At 61.5% G+C, this 16,711-nt stretch carries 18 protein-coding genes; 14 read left to right on the top strand and 4 right to left on the bottom strand.

The window, feature by feature from the left end; translation table 11 throughout:
- Positions 1 to 4: 4 nt before the first annotated feature.
- The 4 genes from coaE to HK107_RS05320 are packed head-to-tail and all read right to left on the bottom strand — an operon-like array spanning position 5 to position 2,881.
- Positions 5 to 628, bottom strand: coding sequence for a dephospho-CoA kinase (coaE, locus tag HK107_RS05335; RefSeq protein WP_173197404.1), 624 nt, complete (start codon positions 626 to 628; stop codon positions 5 to 7).
- The gene (gene aroE, locus HK107_RS05330; RefSeq protein WP_173197402.1) at positions 625 to 1,443 is read right to left on the bottom strand and encodes a shikimate dehydrogenase; all 819 of its coding nucleotides are present in this window, start codon (positions 1,441 to 1,443) and stop codon (positions 625 to 627) included. The genes coaE and aroE overlap by 4 nt, the downstream gene beginning before the upstream one ends.
- Complete coding sequence (locus HK107_RS05325) at positions 1,437 to 2,021, bottom strand: Maf family protein (RefSeq protein WP_173197400.1); 585 nt, start codon at positions 2,019 to 2,021, stop codon at positions 1,437 to 1,439. The genes aroE and HK107_RS05325 overlap by 7 nt, the downstream gene beginning before the upstream one ends.
- Positions 2,018 to 2,881 (bottom strand): pyruvate, water dikinase regulatory protein, encoded by an 864-nt coding sequence (locus HK107_RS05320; RefSeq protein WP_173197398.1) that lies wholly within the window; start codon positions 2,879 to 2,881, stop codon positions 2,018 to 2,020. Before HK107_RS05320 ends, HK107_RS05325 begins: the two co-directional genes overlap by 4 nt.
- Positions 2,882 to 3,185: 304 nt before the next feature.
- Between HK107_RS05320 and hemE the strand changes: the two genes are divergently transcribed.
- The 14 genes from hemE to HK107_RS05250 all read left to right on the top strand — a co-directional run bounded on the left by hemE (position 3,186) and on the right by HK107_RS05250 (position 16,623).
- A complete protein-coding gene (hemE, locus tag HK107_RS05315) occupies positions 3,186 to 4,220 on the top strand; it encodes a uroporphyrinogen decarboxylase (RefSeq protein WP_233061142.1) in 1,035 nt (344 codons plus the stop codon).
- Between the two features lie 11 nt (positions 4,221 to 4,231).
- Positions 4,232 to 4,681 (top strand): CopD family protein, encoded by a 450-nt coding sequence (locus HK107_RS05310; RefSeq protein WP_173197394.1) that lies wholly within the window; start codon positions 4,232 to 4,234, stop codon positions 4,679 to 4,681.
- 84 nt (positions 4,682 to 4,765) lie between these two features.
- Positions 4,766 to 5,269 carry a CBS domain-containing protein gene (locus HK107_RS05305; RefSeq protein ID WP_269815573.1) on the top strand — a complete coding sequence of 168 codons (504 nt, stop codon included), beginning with the start codon at positions 4,766 to 4,768 and terminating at the stop codon, positions 5,267 to 5,269.
- A gap of 116 nt (positions 5,270 to 5,385) precedes the next feature.
- Entirely contained in the window at positions 5,386 to 5,910 is a 525-nt protein-coding gene (locus HK107_RS05300; protein WP_173197390.1) for an ATP-dependent zinc protease family protein, read from the top strand.
- Positions 5,910 to 7,466 (top strand): UUP1 family membrane protein, encoded by a 1,557-nt coding sequence (locus tag HK107_RS05295; RefSeq protein ID WP_173197388.1) that lies wholly within the window; start codon positions 5,910 to 5,912, stop codon positions 7,464 to 7,466. The genes HK107_RS05300 and HK107_RS05295 overlap by 1 nt, the downstream gene beginning before the upstream one ends.
- The gene (locus HK107_RS05290; protein ID WP_173197386.1) at positions 7,463 to 8,425 is read left to right on the top strand and encodes an alpha-L-glutamate ligase-like protein; all 963 of its coding nucleotides are present in this window, start codon (positions 7,463 to 7,465) and stop codon (positions 8,423 to 8,425) included. Before HK107_RS05295 ends, HK107_RS05290 begins: the two co-directional genes overlap by 4 nt.
- Positions 8,426 to 8,535: 110 nt before the next feature.
- A complete protein-coding gene (gene rho, locus HK107_RS05285) occupies positions 8,536 to 9,825 on the top strand; it encodes a transcription termination factor Rho (protein ID WP_173197384.1) in 1,290 nt (429 codons plus the stop codon).
- 96 nt (positions 9,826 to 9,921) lie between these two features.
- Entirely contained in the window at positions 9,922 to 10,164 is a 243-nt protein-coding gene (locus HK107_RS05280; protein WP_173197382.1) for a DUF6489 family protein, read from the top strand.
- Positions 10,161 to 11,453: a tRNA uridine-5-carboxymethylaminomethyl(34) synthesis GTPase MnmE gene (gene mnmE / locus HK107_RS05275; protein WP_173197380.1), complete on the top strand. Its 1,293-nt coding sequence runs from the start codon at positions 10,161 to 10,163 to the stop codon at positions 11,451 to 11,453. Before HK107_RS05280 ends, mnmE begins: the two co-directional genes overlap by 4 nt.
- Positions 11,454 to 13,316, top strand: a complete 1,863-nt coding sequence (mnmG, locus tag HK107_RS05270; RefSeq protein ID WP_332871491.1) for a tRNA uridine-5-carboxymethylaminomethyl(34) synthesis enzyme MnmG — start codon at positions 11,454 to 11,456, stop codon at positions 13,314 to 13,316. It begins immediately after the preceding gene.
- Positions 13,306 to 13,944 carry a 16S rRNA (guanine(527)-N(7))-methyltransferase RsmG gene (gene rsmG / locus HK107_RS05265; protein WP_173197378.1) on the top strand — a complete coding sequence of 213 codons (639 nt, stop codon included), beginning with the start codon at positions 13,306 to 13,308 and terminating at the stop codon, positions 13,942 to 13,944. Before mnmG ends, rsmG begins: the two co-directional genes overlap by 11 nt.
- Positions 13,941 to 14,726: a ParA family protein gene (locus tag HK107_RS05260; protein WP_173197376.1), complete on the top strand. Its 786-nt coding sequence runs from the start codon at positions 13,941 to 13,943 to the stop codon at positions 14,724 to 14,726. The genes rsmG and HK107_RS05260 overlap by 4 nt, the downstream gene beginning before the upstream one ends.
- Entirely contained in the window at positions 14,726 to 15,589 is an 864-nt protein-coding gene (locus tag HK107_RS05255; RefSeq protein WP_173197373.1) for a ParB/RepB/Spo0J family partition protein, read from the top strand. The genes HK107_RS05260 and HK107_RS05255 overlap by 1 nt, the downstream gene beginning before the upstream one ends.
- Positions 15,589 to 16,623: a threonine aldolase family protein gene (locus HK107_RS05250; protein WP_173197371.1), complete on the top strand. Its 1,035-nt coding sequence runs from the start codon at positions 15,589 to 15,591 to the stop codon at positions 16,621 to 16,623. The genes HK107_RS05255 and HK107_RS05250 overlap by 1 nt, the downstream gene beginning before the upstream one ends.
- Positions 16,624 to 16,711 lie beyond the last annotated feature (88 nt).

The raw sequence follows: 16,711 nt of genomic DNA, 5'->3' as shown, positions 1-16,711 counted from the left end.
CATATCACCCGCGTTCGGGGTTTTGCGCCAGCCCATGCTTTTCCCGAAGATCAGCCATGATCGCCGCAACCTCGGCCCGCGCATGGTCGAGGCCCTTGTCCGTTCTCACCGTGTAGGTCGCGTGGCGAAGGCGCTCAGCCTCCGGTGCCTGCCTTGCGAGAATCGCATCGAGCTTGTCTTCGGTCATGCCGGGCCGCGCCAGGACCCGCTCCCGCCGGATCGCTTCATCTGCCGTGCAGACGACCACCGCGTCGAAGAAACCCGGCGCGCCATTCTCCACGAGGAGTGGGATATCGAGGACGACGAAATCGGCTCCGCTCGCCTTTGCTTTTTCGATAAAGGCCTGCCGGTCTTCGGCCACGAGCGGATGGACTACGGCTTCGAGCGCTTTGAGGCGATCAGGCTGGCCGACGACTTCGCGGGATAGCGCATCGCGGTCGATCCCGCCCTCTTCGCTCAGAGCTGAAGGGAAGGCTTCACCGACAGGAGCGACAGCGGCGCCGCCGGGGGCGTAGAGGCGATGCACCGCTGCGTCGGCATCCCAGACAGCTGCCCCTTCCTCGGCAAACATCTTCGCCGTGGTGCTTTTGCCCATGCCGATCGAGCCGGTCAGGCCAACGCTGATCATCGCTTCTCAGCTTCCAGCGCCCGCAGCGTCTTCTCGGGGCTCGGTGCGCGCAGCCCTGTGTAAGCAAGGAACGAGGGCACAGCCTGATAGACCAGCATGGTCAGTCCGTTCGAAGTCCCGAGCCCGAGCTTCCTCGCCTGCTTCAAAAGCTCCGTCTGGAGAGGCGCGTAGACGATGTCGACGACGAGGGCGTCAGGCGACATGGGAGCGAGGTCGATATCGAGCGTCGGCTGCCCCTTCATCCCAAGGCTCGTGGTGTTCACGAGAAGGTCTGCCCCTTTAAGCAGCTCAGGAATCTCGTCCCAATCATGGGCGGAGCAGGACGGCCCGAAATTCTCCGCCAGCGCTTCAGCCTTGGCTTTCGTCCGGTTTGCGATGTGCACCCGTTGAGGGGTTAGCTGGTTGATCACCGGCGATGCCGCACCGCCGGCGCCAAGAACCACGGCCTTCGATGGCAGGGATGCACCCGGCTTATCGCGCCGGACGAGGCAGCGGGCAAACCCTGCGCCGTCGGTGTTGTCAGCAATAATCTTCCCCGAACGGAAGAGAAGAAGGTTCGCAGCTCCACAGCGTTCCACAGCCTTGTTGCGAAAGTCTGCTAGGGACGCTGCTACATTTTTATGCGGGAGGGTGACATTCACCCCTGCATAGCCCTCAGCCATCAGCCTTCGGACGGTTTCCTCGAAAGCATCGGGAGGCGTATCGATAGCCTCGTACTCCCCTGGAAACCCGACAGCATCGAACCATTCGTTAAAGATCCGTGGGCTGAGGCTCTGGCTCACTGGATGCCCGAGAACGGCCGCCTTCATTACCATGGCAGCGCCCCCTCCCTCCTGAAGATTTCAAGAAGCGGAAACAGCGGCAGGCCGAGGATCGCAAAATAGTCTCCCTCGACCTTCTCGAAAATCCGTGCGCCGACGCCTTCGAGGGCATAGCCGCCAACGGTGCCGAGTACATCATCATCGATCGCTGTGACATAGGCGTCGATTTCCGCGTCCGTCATTGTCCGCATGAGGAGGGTCGATGTCGCGGAGAAGCGCTCGATCACCTCTCCGTCCCGCGCAACGATCACCCCGCCTCGTAGGTAGTGAGGCTTGCCGCTCATTTCGCGAAGCCGGGCTTTGAGCTCCTCGCGCGACTTGGGCTTATCAAAGACGCGGCCGTCGAATTCCATAACCTGGTCCGAGCCGACCACAAGTGCACCCGGCGCGTCGACGGACAACCCCTTTGCTTCTGCAAGGGCGAGGGCCAGTTCGGCGGGTGTGAGGTGGGCAAAGCCAGGCTTCAGCGCCTCTTCATCCACCGTCGGGCGGATCACTTCGAAAGGAATTCCTGCTCCCGTCAGGATCGCCCGGCGTGAAGCGCTGCCCGATGCAAGCACGATAGGGGTCATCCTTCGCCTCCCCGGCGGATAGACATCAGTGTCAGGATTTTTGCGGCGGTTTCTTCCACCGAGCGTTTGGTCACATCGATCACCGGCCATTCGTTCTTGACGAACAGGCGCTTGGCTTTCCTGACCTCATCGCGGACATTTTCGGCGTCGGTGTAGCTTTGCGCCCGGTCTTCTGAACCAAGGTTCGAGAGCCGCGAGGTCCTGATCTGTGTCAGGCGGTCCGGGTTCGCGGTGAGACCCACGACCAGGGGCTTTCTGAGTTGGGAAAGCTCCGGAGGCGGATCAACATGGGGAACCAGCGGAACGTTTGCGGCGCGGACGCCCTTGTTCGCAAGATACATGCAGGTCGGCGTCTTGGAGGTTCGGCTGACGCCGACGAGGACAACATCCGACGCTTCAAGATTCCAAGTGTTCTGGCCGTCATCATGGGCGAGCGTGAAATCGATCGCGCCGATCCTGCGGAAATAGTCTTCGTCGAGCTCGTGCTGCATCCCCGCCTGGTGGGTCTGCTCGAGGCCAAGATAGTCGGCGAAGGCATTGAGGAGCGGGTCGATCACCGGGATTGCCGGCACCTGAAGCTCCGCACACTTCACTTCGAGACGGCGGCGCATCCCGCTATCCACCACGGTATAGAGGACGAGACCCGGCGCCTGTTCGATCCGGGCGAGAACGCTATCGAGCTGTGTCTGGCTTCTGACGAGGGAGGCGACGTGTTCAAGCGGCTTGGCCGAGGGAAAACGCGCAGACACCGACTTCAGCAGTGCGCTGAGCGTTTCGCCTGTCGAATCCGAGACGAGATGCACGTGGAAGAAAGTGCGCCTCGCGGCTTTCTGGTGAGCGGCATTCGCCGAGTGAGCCATCCGTTTACCGGCTGTTAAGAACTGAAGCCTTACGCCCATAGATCGGGTCGGGCGGAAAATCATCCCCCTTTGCCCCACGCTATGCCGTGTTTCCACCGGGGAAACCTTTCCCCCTTCGCCCGTGCGAAACGCTGCCGTTAACTTCCCGGTAACTATTCCTTGACGCTGAGTCGTTTGCTCTCAGGTCTGTGAATTGTCGTTTCCCACATCGGCGTGCGCCCCTGTGAAAACTGTTGGCAACCGGTCATCCCTGGGCTTACCCACAGTTTCCCCCGGCAGAAGACTCGGACTCTAGATTTTGATGATGGATTTGAATGGGTCGAAACCCCTGATGAAGGTACTGGGTGGTCATACCGCAGACAGACCACCCTTCTGGTTCATGCGGCAGGCGGGGCGCTACCTGCCGGAGTACCGCGAGATCCGTTCTCGCCATCCGGGGTTCATCGAGTTCTGCTTTTCGCCCGAAGACGCAGCGGAAGTCACCCTCCAACCGCTGCGCCGCTACGATATGGACGCGGCCATCCTCTTTGCGGACATCCTTCTTATACCGGGAGCGCTTGGTCAGAACGTTCGGTTCGTGAAGGGCGAGGGTCCTCTGCTCGAGCCATCCTTGAGCCCTACCCTCGTCTCTCGACTTTCCGCAGAGGGCGCGGCGGACCGCCTGTCGCCGATCTACGAGACCGTGGCGCGCGTCCGGCGCGAGCTGGGCGACAACAAGACGCTGATCGGTTTTGCGGGCTCTCCATGGACCGTGGCGACCTACATGATCAACGGTCGGGGCACCAAAGACCCCTCCGCTGCAAGGGTGTTCGCCTATCGCGAACCGCAGGCGATGGCTGATCTCATGGAAATGCTGGTCAGTTCCACGGCGGAGTATCTGATCCGCCAGGCCGAAGCCGGCGCCGATGTCCTCAAGCTCTTCGACAGCTGGGCTGCCGGCCTGCCAGAGCCGCTCTTCGACCTGCTTTGCCTGAGGCCAAATGTCGAGATCGCCCGCCGGGTGAAGGCCAAGGTCGATGTGCCGATCATCTACTTCCCGAAAGGCTCTGGCCCCCTCTATCTCAAAGTTGCCCAGAGCGGTGCGTTCGATGGCCTCGCGCTTGATACGCACATGCCGATGGATTGGGCAAAGCGTGAGCTTGGCCCCAAGGCTGTCCTCCAGGGCGGGATGGACCCGCTCCTCGTGGTGGAAGGCGGCAAAGCCATGCGCGATGAGGCAGAGCGCCTCATCGCCACGTTTGAAGGCACGCCATATATCTTCAACCTCGGGCACGGTTTCGTTCCCGAAACGCCGCCAGAGCATGTCGCTGAGCTGTCGCGGATCATCAAAGGCATCTGAGGAGACAAGCGATGGAATGGCTCGCCCCCTTCTACAATTGGCTGAAGGCCCTGCACATCATCGCGGTCGTCGCCTGGATGGTCGGGATGCTCTACCTGCCGCGCCTTTTCGTCTACCAGTTTGCGGCCGAGAAAGGCGGTGAGGGTGAGCGCATCCTCATCAATGCACAGAAGCTGCTCCTCAGGCGGATCCTCAACCCAGCCATGATCGCAACGTGGGTCTTTGGCCTCCTGCTGATCGCCGCTGCGCCGGAATGGGCGAACGATGGCTGGTTCATCGTCAAGTTCGCCGCAGTGATAGCCCTCTCAGGCCTCCACGGCTTCTTCTCGGCGAGCCGCAAGAAGTTCGCGATGGGTGAGCGCCCAAGGACGGAGAAGTTCTGGCGCGTCATCAACGAAGCCCCCTTCGGCCTCCTCGCCATCATCGTCTTCATGGTGATCCTGAAGCCGTTCGTGTGGTGACAGTCTGCCGCGCGGCAAAAAAGAAGCGCGCCTTCTTGTGAAAACGCACTGTCTCTTCGGTTGGAGACAGATTGAGAGGTGCCCATGATTATCCGCGAACGCCCGGAATATCAGCAGAAGCAGCCCGCCCTGCAATTTCCCCCCACGACGAGCGTGAGCGATGCCGTCGCGGAGATGTCGAAGAAGAACTTCGGTGCCAGCGCGGTGGTGGACGAGAGCGGCCATCTGGTGGGCATCTTCACCGAGCGCGACCTGATGCGCCGGGTGGTTGCACAGGATAAGGACCCAAGGGCGACGACCCTCGCGGATGTCATGACCACCGAACTCAAGGTGGCCAAGCCGACGGACAACCTCATCGACTGGCTGCGCCTGATGTCGAACGAGCGTTTCCGCCACCTTCCTGTGCAGGAAGAGGCCGGCGGGACCGTGGTGATGATGAGCCAGGGCGACTTTGTCAGCTACACCTGGCCCGAACTCCTCCACCGGGTCGGTGAGCAGGCGAGAGCCTCGCTCGGAGGGAAGTACTACCCCTACTTCATCGGTGGCGCGGTGCTGATCTACACCGTTCTCCTGATTGCCCTGACCTGATCGAAGGGGTGTGGGAGGGGTCGGTAGAGCGCATCGCAGCTGCTGACCCGACCCACCGGAAGGAACTCTCGGCGAGGTTGGTCGTTAACATACGATAGATCGCAAAGAGGTGTCTCTTGCTCCGTCGTACCGCCATCGCATCATTTATCGTCTTCGCAGGAGCGGGGTCTTCCTTCGCTACAGACGAGGACGTGCCCGAGAAACGCAGCCTCAGCATCATTGGTGAGGTGGAGCGCGTGCATCTGGCCGATGCGGGACTCAGCTTTGCGGCGAGGATCGACACAGGGGCCACGTCCACATCGATCGACGCCCGGAACATCGAGGAGTTCGAGCGAGACGGCGATCCCTGGGTGCGCTTCGAAGTGCGCACCAATGACGACGACAGTGCGGCGCTTGAGCGCAAAGTGGTCGACCGCGTGGACATTGTGAGCGCGGGCGACACGGAAGACGAGCGCCTCGTCGTCGAGCTCGAGCTTTGCCTCTCCGATGTTCTGCGTACGGTGGAAGTCAATCTCGCGGACCGCAAGGGCCTGAATTACCGGCTTCTTGTGGGCCGAGACCTGCTCTCCGATGGAGGGTTTCTCGTCAATGTCGCCCAGAAATTCAGCCATGAACCAACCTGCGACGGCATCATCGACTAGTGAGCTGGCATCTCAAGCTCCTGATCGGTTTGCTGGTTGCGATCGGCCTCGGCATCTTCCTTGTCCGGTGGCTCGGCCTTGGCTTTCCCATCCTGCCTGACAGGGACACGCAGCTCTGGCAGATCGAAATCAACGCAGAGGCGGAGGGTGCGGGCGATCCAGCGCGCATCCAGCTTTTTGTTCCGCCTGCTGATGGCCGCTTCGCCCCGGTGGAAGAACAGTTCGCCGGGTCAGGCCTGCGTATGGCTTTGCAAGATAGCGAGAGCGGAAACCGCGCAGCCATCTGGTCGACGTCAGAAGCGCCCGATCGGATCGGCCTCCGCTATCGTGGCCTCTATATCTTGAGACTGGACGTGATCGCTTCGGAAGCAGCGCTGGCCCCCCCGGATATGCTGAGTGAGCCTATTGATCCGCCTGCAGATCAGGACAGGATCCTGGCAGCACGCGGTCTCTTGAGAGACATCGTGCCGTCCGCTGCAGGACCAGCAACGATGAGCCGCCTATTGCTTGAACGCCTGGGTGATGACCGGAGCGACCGAAGTCCCTATGGCCTCCTTCGCGCAGAGAGTTCTGATGCAGATGTCATCGAGACAGCTGCCTTTGTCCTTTCTCTTGATGGCGTCGATGCGCGGGCGGTTCGCGGATTTCTTCTCGCGGAAAACAACAGGAGCGCGGTCGCCATCTCCTGGCTCGAGGTCTGGGACGGAGACGTGTGGCTTAGCTTTGATCCGCAAGGTGACATGATCGACCCCCGTGACCGTCTTGTCTGGTACCGGGGTGCTGAATCACCGCTCAGAGTTCTTGGTGCGGAGGAAAGCGCGCTCTCCGTGACGCTCATCGCTCAGCAGATCAGCGGCACCCAAGCCCTGCAGGCGAGAAGCGGGGTCCAGCGCGAAGGCTTTCTCTCAGCATTCTCCCTTTTGCGCCTGCCTGTCGAAACCCAGGCGATCGTCCGGCTTCTCCTCATCATTCCGATCGGAGGTCTCCTTCTCGTCGTCTTGAGGCAGGTGGTGGGCCTTTCGACCATCGGGACGTTCATGCCTGTGCTTATCGCCCTGGCATTCGAGATGACGGGTGCGGTTTACGGGGTTCTTTTCTTCTCGATGCTGATTGGTTTCGGGTTACTCGTCCGGTTCTATCTCGCCCAGTTCCACCTGCTTTTCGTACCCCGGCTGGCGGCGATGCTGATCGTCGTGATCTTCCTGATGATCGGGGTCTTGCTCTTCGCGGACCGGATCGGGATTGGCCTTGGTGCAGCGGTATCTCTCTTCCCGATCGTCGTTCTGACCATGACCATCGAGCGCGTTGCCGTTGTCTGGGAGCAGATGGGCGCGCGTGATGCGCTCCTGCAGGCGGGCGGAAGCCTTTTGGTTGCTGTCATCATTCACCTGATGCTCGAATGGGGGACGCTGACGCATTTGGTCTTCACCTTCCCGGAGCTCATGCTCGTCATCGCGGCAGGTGTTCTCGCGCTCGGCCGCTACTCCGGGTACAGACTGACAGAGCTATGGCGGTTCAGGGACCTGATTGCGAAGGAAAGGAAGGCGCAGTCATGACCGCTCCTCTCCTCGCCTTGGGTCAGTTGTCGGGTGAAGGCGTCCTCGGCATCAACGGCCGGAACGTCACCTATGTCAGTGTGATGAATGATCCCAGGAAGATGCGGATCGTCGATGACAAGGTGGAAACCAAAAGGATAGCGGAGCGCGCCGGCGTCCCCGCGCCAAAGCAGCTCGGTGTCATCGAGATCAACGCCCGTGTGCGGCGTCTCGCAGAACTGATCGGTGAGCGGAAGAGCTTTGTCGTCAAGCCGGCGCGGGGCTCGCAAGGAAACGGCATTCTGGTTATCGGTGACAGGATCAACGGACGCTGGCGAACAACGTCAGGTAAGCCAATCAGCGACGAAGCGCTTTACGGGCACATCTCCAACATCCTGTCGGGCATGTACTCCCTCAGCGGCCTGAGTGACGTCGCCCTTATCGAAGAGATTGTGACCTTCTCCGACACCTTCTCGAAGGTCGCGCCGAGCGGCGTGCCGGACATCCGCCTGATCATCTATCGGGGCGTGCCCGCAATGGCGATGGTCCGGCTCCCGACCGCGGAGAGCGACGGGAAGGCCAATCTCCACCGCGGCGGTGTTGGGATCGGCGTCGATATCGCGACGGGGGTCACCTGCGGCGGGGTCCACCATGACCGTTGTGTCGCCACCCACCCCGATACCGGCCTCGACCTCGCAGGTATCGAAATCCCTGATTGGGAAGAGATGCTGATGATGGGCGCGCGCTGCTATCCTGAAGTCGAGCTTGGCTATCTTGGGGTCGACCTCGTGATCGATAAGACCCGTGGTCCCCTCCTCCTCGAGCTCAACGGCCGGCCCGGCCTCGCCGTCCAGCTTGCCAATGCCGCGGGGCTAAAGGCCCGGCTCGATGCCATCGACGGTGTAGCGGAGGAGCTCCGAGCTCCAGCCGAGCGTGTCGCCTGGGCGAAGGCCGCCTTCGCCGCTACCCAGCAGAGTTGACGGACGGAAATCCCTTCACTACCTGAAAGGGAGCGGCGGTTCTCGCCGTGTTGTTCCCCTTTCTTCAGTCCATAGCGCCGTCTTGGCCGCTCTTCCCGTGTGGACCCTCTATGCTTCCCGAACGCATCACCCTTGACGAGCTCAAGGAAAAGACACCGCAGGACCTCGTCAGCTTTGGCGAGGATGTCGGCGTCGATAACGCTTCCGCCCTTCGCAAGCAGGACCTCCTCTTCGCCATTCTCCGAGAGCTGGCCGACGAGGAAGTCGAGATCAAAGGCTCGGGTGTGCTCGAGATCCTGCCTGACGGCTTCGGCTTCCTGAGGTCACCTGACGCGAACTATCTTGCAGGTCCCGACGATATCTACGTCTCGCCCCAGATGATCCGGAAGCACACGCTGAAAACCGGTGATACGGTCTTCGGCGAGATCCGGAGCCCCAAAGACGGCGAGCGCTACTTCGCCCTGACGAGCCTCGACCAGATCAATTTCGAGGATCCTGAAAAGGCCCGCCTCAAAGTCCACTTCGACAACTTGACGCCTCTCTACCCGGACGAGCGCCTCCACATGGAGGTGATCACCGAAGAGACGCTGAAGTCGAAGGAGAAGAAAGACCTCTCGAACCGCGTGATCGATATCGTCGCGCCGATCGGTAAGGGCCAGCGCTCGCTCATCGTGGCACCGCCGCGGACGGGTAAGACAGTGCTCCTCCAGAACATCGCCCACGCGATCACGGCCAACCACCCTGAATGCTACCTCATCGTGCTACTCATCGACGAGCGCCCTGAGGAGGTCACGGACATGCAACGCTCCGTGAACGGAGAGGTTGTCTCCTCGACCTTTGACGAGCCTGCGACGCGACACGTGCAAGTCTCGGAAATGGTGATCGAAAAGGCAAAGCGCCTGGTCGAGCACGGCCGCGACGTGGTCATCCTCCTCGACTCGATCACGCGCCTCGGCCGCGCCTATAACGCCACCGTGCCAAGCTCTGGCAAGGTGCTGACCGGCGGTGTCGATGCCAACGCGCTCCAGCGTCCGAAGCGTTTCTTCGGTGCCGCACGGAACATCGAAGAAGGCGGTTCACTGACGATTATCGCGACCGCCCTCATCGACACGGGCTCGCGGATGGACGAGGTCGTCTTCGAAGAGTTCAAGGGCACGGGTAACTCCGAGATCGTCCTTGACCGGAAGGTCGCCGACAAGCGGGTCTTCCCGGCGATCGATATCGCCAAGTCGGGCACGAGGAACGAGGACCGCCTCATTCCGAAGGACGAGCTGGCGAAGATCTTCGTTCTCCGCCGGATCCTCTCTCCGATGAACCCGAACGACTCGATCGACTTCCTCCTGGAGAAGCTCCGTCAGGTGAAGACGAACCAGGACTTCTTTGACTCGATGAACACCTGACGAACCTGTTGTCAGAGCCTTTCAAGAAGCCGCGGCGACTGTCCGCGGCTTTTTTCTTGTCTTGACAGTGACGCAGCGAAGGCGTTTCCCAAAGCCATGAAAATCTCCATTGATATCGACTGCACGCCTGCCGAGGCGCGAGCCTTCTTCGGCCTTCCCGACTTGACCGCTGTCAACGAGGTGGTGACCGAAGCGCTGAAGGTCCGGGTTCAGGAGAACATCGACACGTTGTCCGACCCTGTCCGCTTCTGGGAGCGCGCCATGGCGACCTCCGGCCAATCGTTCGACGCGATGCAGGCAGCTTTCGGTCAGGCCATGAAGGCGGCTGACAAAGGTTGAGCGCGACCATTTTCGCAAAAGCGTCGGGGAGCGGTCGCTCAGGCGTTGCTGTCTATAGAATTTCAGGCCCGGAGGCCGGGCGCGTTCTCTCAACGCTGACCGGCAGCACGGGCAAGCCGCGCGCCGCGCGCCGCGTTACTGTGCGTGATGGAGATGGGGCGCAGGTCGACGATGGGCTCGCACTCTGGTTTCCAGGTCCCGCCAGCTTTACCGGCGAAGATGTCGCCGAGCTACAGCTTCACGGATCGATTGCGGTGGAGCGGAGGCTGACGGAGGTTCTGACGGGTCTCGGGATCGAGCCTGCTGGACCGGGTGCCTTTTCCATGCGGGCTTTCGCGAACGGCAAGATGGATCTCACCCAGGCCGAAGGGCTGAGCGACCTTTTGGAAGCGGAGACCGAGCTTCAATTGAAGCAGGCGTTGGCGGGGCACTCAGGTCAGCTCCGGGCGCTGGCCGATGAATGGCGAGGGCTCCTCATCTCGGCGCTGGCGCAGCTTGAAGCAGCGGTCGACTTCCCCGACGAAGAGGATGTGCCTGCTCAGATTGCTGAAAGGGCTCTTCCTCTCGTTCGGGACGTGCGCACCGCCCTGAGTGACCAGCTTGCCACCGCCGCGCGCGCGCGCCGGGTCGCCGAGGGCGTGACCATCGCGATCCTTGGCCCCCCGAACGCGGGAAAGTCCAGCCTATTCAATAGGTTGGTCGCTGACGAGAGGGCGATCGTGTCGCCTGAGGAGGGAACGACACGGGATGTGGTCTCTGAGCGGGTGGAGCTCCACGGGCACCTCGTCTCTTTCCTCGATACTGCTGGCGTGCGGGAGGACCCGAGCTCATCTGTCGAGGCGACGGGGATCGGGCTGGCCGTCCGCGCCGCGGAACAGGCTGACCTGCGCCTCCTCTGCTACCCGTCCGGTGCAGGCGATCTCCCCGGCTGGCTCCAGTCATACCGGCGTGATGGAGATATCATCGTCAGAACGAAGTCCGACCTGAGTGGCGAGCTCGACGGCTATTCGAGCTTGGATGATCAATCTGTCGAGCGCCTGTCATTGCAGATCCGGGCGCGCCTTGATGACCTGGCGGCACCCGGGCTGGCTGCTTCGGAGAGACAGGCCGGACTCATCCGGGCGGCGCTTGTCTCTCTCGATGGCTTTGAGGCATCGATTGAGGCAGCGCCAGAACTGGGAAGTGAAACGATCCGTCATGCAGCGACACGGCTTGAGGAGTTGACGGGACGCATTGCGCCAGACGATGTGCTGGGAGATATCTTCTCCAGCTTTTGTATCGGTAAATAGGTGTTTCACGTGAAACAGTCAGGACGACGGGTCATTATTGTGGGCGGCGGCCATGCGGGCTGCGAGGCAGCTGCCGCTGCGGCTCGTATGGGCGCGGAGGCAATTCTGGTGACCCACAAGCGCTCCACTATTGGCGAGATGTCCTGCAACCCGGCCATCGGTGGTGTCGGTAAGGGGCACCTCGTTCGAGAGATTGACGCTCTCGACGGGATCATGGCCAAGGCGATCGACCGCTCAGGCATCCAGTTTCGAATGCTGAATGCGTCCCGCGGCCCTGCCGTGCGGGGTCCGAGAGCTCAAGCGGACCGCAAGCTCTATAAAGCTGCGGTCCAGTCTCTCCTTGCGGAGCAGGAGAACCTCGAAATTGTCGAGGCAGCTGTCGAGGACCTCATCGTCAAGGACGACCGCTGCTGTGGTGTTATCCTGTCTTCCGGCGAGAAGCTTGAGGCTGACGCCGTGGTCCTGACGACCGGGACGTTCTTGCGGGGTCTCATTCATCGAGGACAAGAGCGAATTCCGGCTGGGCGTGTGGGCGAGGCCCCTGCCACCACGTTGGGCGAGCGCCTAGAAGCTATGCAGCTACCGCTCGGACGGTTGAAAACGGGCACCCCGGCGCGTTTGGCGTTCGCTTCGATCGCCTGGGACGCATTGGAGATGCAGCCAGCCGATGTTCGTCCGGTCCCCTTTTCCTTTCTGACAGACAGAATTGAGGTTCAGCAGATCTCGTGCGGGATCACGGAGACCAATCACGCCACACATCGCGTGATCGCTGAAAACATCGAGAAGTCGGCGGTCTATAGCGGCGCCATTGCTGGCAAGGGACCTCGCTATTGCCCGTCGATCGAGGATAAGATCGTGCGCTTTGCTGAAAAGGCGAGCCACCAGATCTTCCTGGAGCCCGAGGGCCTTTCGGACGATACCGTGTATCCGAACGGGATCTCCTCGTCGCTTCCCGCGGACGTTCAGGACGCTTTTCTCCGGACAATCAAGGGTCTCGACGACGTTGAGGTCAAAGAGTATGGCTATGCTATCGAGTATGACTTCGTCGATCCGCGGAGCCTGACCAAGTCTCTCGAGCTCCGTGCGCTCTCTGGATTGTACCTTGCGGGTCAGATCAACGGTACCACGGGCTATGAGGAGGCCGGCGCGCAAGGTCTCGTTGCTGGCGCGAGTGCTGCCTCGAGCTCCGGTCCGCTGGAGATTAGCCGTAGCCAAGGCTATATCGGCGTTCTCGTGGATGATCTTGTTTCGCGCGGAGTCTCAGAGCCCTATCGGATGTTCACGTCGCGAGCAGAGTATCGCCTTTCTCTTCGTGCCGATAACGCCGACGATCGGCTTACGCCCCTAGGGACCGCCTTCGGCCTTGTGGGCGAGCAGCGCGCTGAGGCGTTTCACGTGAAACACTCTTCGTGGAAGGCGCTGCGCAGCTGGGCTGAAGAGACGAAGATGACGCCCAACGAGGCCGCTGCCCACGGATTTTCTGTGAAGCAGGACGGTCGAAGGCGCTCGGTTCTTGATCTCCTCTCACTACCGGCGGTTTCGATGACAGATCTCGCGAAGATCCATCCGCGCTTGGCAGATCTTTCACCCGATGAGGCGGCAAAGCTTGAAGCCGATGCGACCTACTCCGGCTTTTTGGACAGGCAAGCCGAGGATATCGCCGGCTTCCAGAAGTATGAAGCTCTCCAGATTCCTACCGACTTTGATTACTCCGGGCTCCCTTCCCTTTCAGCAGAGGTTCGGCAGCGGCTTGATACAACCCGTCCCGCAACACTTGGCCAGGCGAGTAGGATCGAAGGCATGACACCGGCTGCCCTCGCCCTTCTCTCTGTGGCGCTCAGGAAGTCCTCCCGTGCCGCTTGATAGCTGTCAGGATTTTCTGCGCTCCATCGATGCTAGTGAGGCGGAGGCTGAGCGTTTCAGCGCGTATGATGCTGCGCTCGTAGAAACATCGGTGCACACCAATCTGGTTGCCCGGAAGAGTCTGCCTGATCGCTGGGAGCGGCACTACGCCGATAGCGCGCAGCTTTGGCCCCTCCTCCCCGATAACGCCGAGAATGCGTTGGACTTTGGCTCTGGCGCAGGCTTTCCGGGTATGGTCATGGCCATCATGTGCGAGGAGCGACGTCCCGCGCTCAGCTGGACACTGTGCGACAGCGTCGGAAAGAAAGCGGCGTTTTTGGCAGCGGTGGCTCAAAAAGCGCAGCTCGATCGCTGTCAGGTTCTCTCCGGCCGCGTTGAGTCTCTTGCCCGAAAGAAAGCTTACGACCTCATCACGGCACGCGCGGTCACCGCCCTCCCCGGCCTCTTGGAGCTGGCGACGCCGCTCCTTGCCATTGGCGGCACGATGATTTTCCCAAAGGGCCAACGTGCACAACAAGAAGTGGACGCTGCGCGGGAACAATGGTCTTTTGAGCTTGAAACCGTAGCAAGTCAGACCGACCGCGATGCGGCCATACTGGTCATACGCGCGCCTTTGAGGAAGCCATGAAACAACCGCGGGTCTTGGCCGTGGCCAACCAAAAGGGCGGCGTCGGAAAAACGACGACGGCGATCAACCTCTCCACGGCCCTCGCTGCCGTTGGTGAGCATGTCGCCATTCTGGATCTCGATCCCCAGGGCAATGCCTCCACCGGACTGGGCGTCGGTGTCAGCGAGAGGCAGGCGACGACCTATGATGTCCTCCTCGGTGACGCTTCCCTCGCCGAAGCGCTCAAGCCGACGAGCGTTCCCCGTCTCGAAGTAGCGCCTGCCGGGATGACGCTGGCGGGGGCGGATATCGATCTGCTCGATGATCCGAGGCGACACTATCGACTGAGCGAGGCGATCGATCAGCTGGCGAAGGACCGACCCGAGCTGACCTATGTCTTGATCGACTGCCCCCCTTCCCTCGGGCTTTTGACCGTCGGCGCGATGACGGCGGCGCATGCTGTTCTCATCCCCCTTCAGTGCGAGTTCTTCGCGCTGGAAGGCTTGAGCCAGATCATGCGCACCATCGAAACCGTCCGTACACGACTCAACCCTTCGCTGGAGCTGCAGGGGGTGGTCCTGACTATGTATGACAAGCGCAACAATCTCAGTGCTGATGTCGAGGCCGATGTCCGGGCGCACTTGGGGGACAAGGTCTACCGGACGGCGATCCCGCGTAATGTACGGATCTCCGAGGCGCCATCTCATGGCAAGCCCGCACTCCTCTACGACCTGCGCTGCGCCGGCAGCCAGGCCTATGTCCAATTGGCAAGCGAAGTGATCGGCCGGGAAAGGGCTGCGTGATGGCGAAGAAGGGTCTGGGCCGCGGCCTTGAAGCAATCCTTGGTGATGTTCCGCAGGCGGAGCCAAGGGGCGGTGTTGACGAGATCAACATCTCTGACATTGCACCTGACAAGGACCAGCCGCGTAAGCAGTTTGACGAGGCAGAGCTCGCGGCCCTTGCCGAGTCGGTTGGTTCCCGAGGCGTGCTCCAGCCGATCCTTGTGCGGCCTAAGGCCGGCGGTCAGTACACGATCATTGCCGGTGAGCGCCGCTGGCGAGCTGCGCAGCGGGCAGGGCTCCATAAAATCCCGGCGCTTATCAAGGATGTGGAGGAGGGCGCTTCTGCTGAGATCGCGCTCATTGAGAACGTCCAGCGGGTCGACCTCAATCCGATGGAAGAAGCGGATGGCTACCAGCTGCTCGCTGACCGCTACGGCAAGCGGGCAGGGGAGATTGCCGAGGCCGTCGGCAAGAGCCGCAGTCACGTCGCCAACATGCTCCGCCTCGTGGCGCTGCCCGTCGAGGTGCGCGGCATGGTGACGGCGGGCGAGCTCTCCATGGGCCACGCCCGGGCGCTCCTTTCTGCGGAGAAACCGATCGAGCTTGCCAAGCGGGTGGTCAAGGAAGACCTCTCGGTTCGTGCCACGGAGAAGCTCGTCGCTTCTGGCGGTGATCAGTCGACGGAGAAACTCGGCAAGGCCGTCAAGCGCGCGGTGAAGGATGCCGACACTCGCGCTCTTGAACAGGATTTACGCGAAAGCCTCGGCATCGACGTGGACATTACACGCAAGGGTTCGGGCGGAGCGGGCAAGATGGTCCTGAGCTATGACAATCTCGACCAGCTCGACGATCTCTGCCGCAAGCTGATGGGCTCGTCGATCTGATGCTTTTTACCTCCGACAATTGGGGCGGCGTCCATCCAGAAGTGATGGAGGCCATGACCTCTGCTGACGGCGGCTTCGCTCCTGCCTATGGCGCGGACACTGCCAGCCAGGGGGTGAGGGCGCTTTTCTCTGAAGTTTTCGAGCGTGACGTCGCGGTCGCGTTTGTCCCTACCGGCTCGGCGGCAAATGGTGTGGCGCTCAGCATGCTGACGGCGCCTTATGGCGGGGTCATCTGCCATGAGCACGCCCACGTGCTGATCGATGAGTGCGGCGCGCCTGAGTTCTACACCGGCGGGGCGAAGGTTATCCCGGCGGGCGGTGCCTTTGGGAAGATGACGGTTGAGACAATCGAGGCAGCCATGCTGCCTTATGACCCCCCCATGGCGCACCGCGTTTCGCCGTCGGTCCTGTCGCTGACTCAGGCGACGGAGTGGGGGACGGTCTACTCTCCCGATGAAATTAGTACACTGAACGATGCGACCAGGCGCTATGGCATGGGCCTTCATATGGATGGCGCCCGCTTCGCTGGCGCAGTGCGGGCAAGTGGTGCGAGCCCGGCCGAGCTGACGTGGAAGGCAGGGGTCGACATCCTTTCCTTCGGCGCGACCAAGAATGGATGCATGCTGGCCGAGGCCGTCGTGCTCTTCGATCCGTCCAGGGAAGAAGAGATGGTGGCCCGCTGCAAGCGGGCGGGGCTGGGGATGTCCAAGCAGCGCTTCCTCGCTGCCCAGTGGCAGGCCTATTTCGCGGATGATCTCTGGCTCTCGCTCGCTGAGACTTCGGCCCGGCAGTGCCGCGCTGTCGCGAACATCTTCACGGACCATCCTGAGTGCGAGGTCCTCGTAGAGCCTCAGATCAACGAGCTGTTCGTCCGTATGCCGGGTTCGGTAGCGGAAAAGCTGCGCGGGGCAGGGGCGGAGTTCTATGACTGGGTCCAGCCCGGCGACCAATACGGGGGTGAGGCCCGCCGGTTTGTCACCAGCTGGGAGACGACTGACGAGCAGGTTCAGGCGCTGAGCGATGCCCTCGGATGATGCGAAACTTCCACGGACACGGGATTACCGGAAGAGGCGACAGAGATTTTCGATCAGGTCGTTTTCGGGTGCTATCTTTGCTCCCGCT

It is taken from the genome of Parvularcula mediterranea (assembly GCF_013085255.1).
Taxonomy (GTDB): Bacteria; Pseudomonadota; Alphaproteobacteria; order Caulobacterales; family Parvularculaceae; genus Parvularcula; species Parvularcula mediterranea.
Note: the sequence above shows the minus strand (reverse complement) of the source record. Positions and strands in the feature narration are given on the sequence as shown.

What these genes read in the sequence shown, in the direction of transcription:
- HK107_RS05290 (WP_173197386.1), top strand. Translation starts at nt 7,463, where the DNA reads ATGACCGCTCCTCTCCTCGCCTTGGGTCAGTTGTCGGGTGAAGGCGTC.
- HK107_RS05310 (WP_173197394.1), top strand. Translation starts at nt 4,232, where the DNA reads ATGGAATGGCTCGCCCCCTTCTACAATTGGCTGAAGGCCCTGCACATC.
- HK107_RS05305 (WP_269815573.1), top strand. Translation starts at nt 4,766, where the DNA reads ATGATTATCCGCGAACGCCCGGAATATCAGCAGAAGCAGCCCGCCCTG.
- HK107_RS05280 (WP_173197382.1), top strand. Translation starts at nt 9,922, where the DNA reads ATGAAAATCTCCATTGATATCGACTGCACGCCTGCCGAGGCGCGAGCC.
- HK107_RS05325 (WP_173197400.1), bottom strand. Translation starts at nt 2,021, where the DNA reads ATGACCCCTATCGTGCTTGCATCGGGCAGCGCTTCACGCCGGGCGATC.
- rho (WP_173197384.1), top strand. Translation starts at nt 8,536, where the DNA reads ATGCTTCCCGAACGCATCACCCTTGACGAGCTCAAGGAAAAGACACCG.
- aroE (WP_173197402.1), bottom strand. Translation starts at nt 1,443, where the DNA reads ATGGTAATGAAGGCGGCCGTTCTCGGGCATCCAGTGAGCCAGAGCCTC.
- HK107_RS05250 (WP_173197371.1), top strand. Translation starts at nt 15,589, where the DNA reads ATGCTTTTTACCTCCGACAATTGGGGCGGCGTCCATCCAGAAGTGATG.
- hemE (WP_233061142.1), top strand. Translation starts at nt 3,186, where the DNA reads ATGGATTTGAATGGGTCGAAACCCCTGATGAAGGTACTGGGTGGTCAT.
- coaE (WP_173197404.1), bottom strand. Translation starts at nt 628, where the DNA reads ATGATCAGCGTTGGCCTGACCGGCTCGATCGGCATGGGCAAAAGCACC.
- HK107_RS05255 (WP_173197373.1), top strand. Translation starts at nt 14,726, where the DNA reads ATGGCGAAGAAGGGTCTGGGCCGCGGCCTTGAAGCAATCCTTGGTGAT.
- HK107_RS05320 (WP_173197398.1), bottom strand. Translation starts at nt 2,881, where the DNA reads ATGGCTCACTCGGCGAATGCCGCTCACCAGAAAGCCGCGAGGCGCACT.
- HK107_RS05260 (WP_173197376.1), top strand. Translation starts at nt 13,941, where the DNA reads ATGAAACAACCGCGGGTCTTGGCCGTGGCCAACCAAAAGGGCGGCGTC.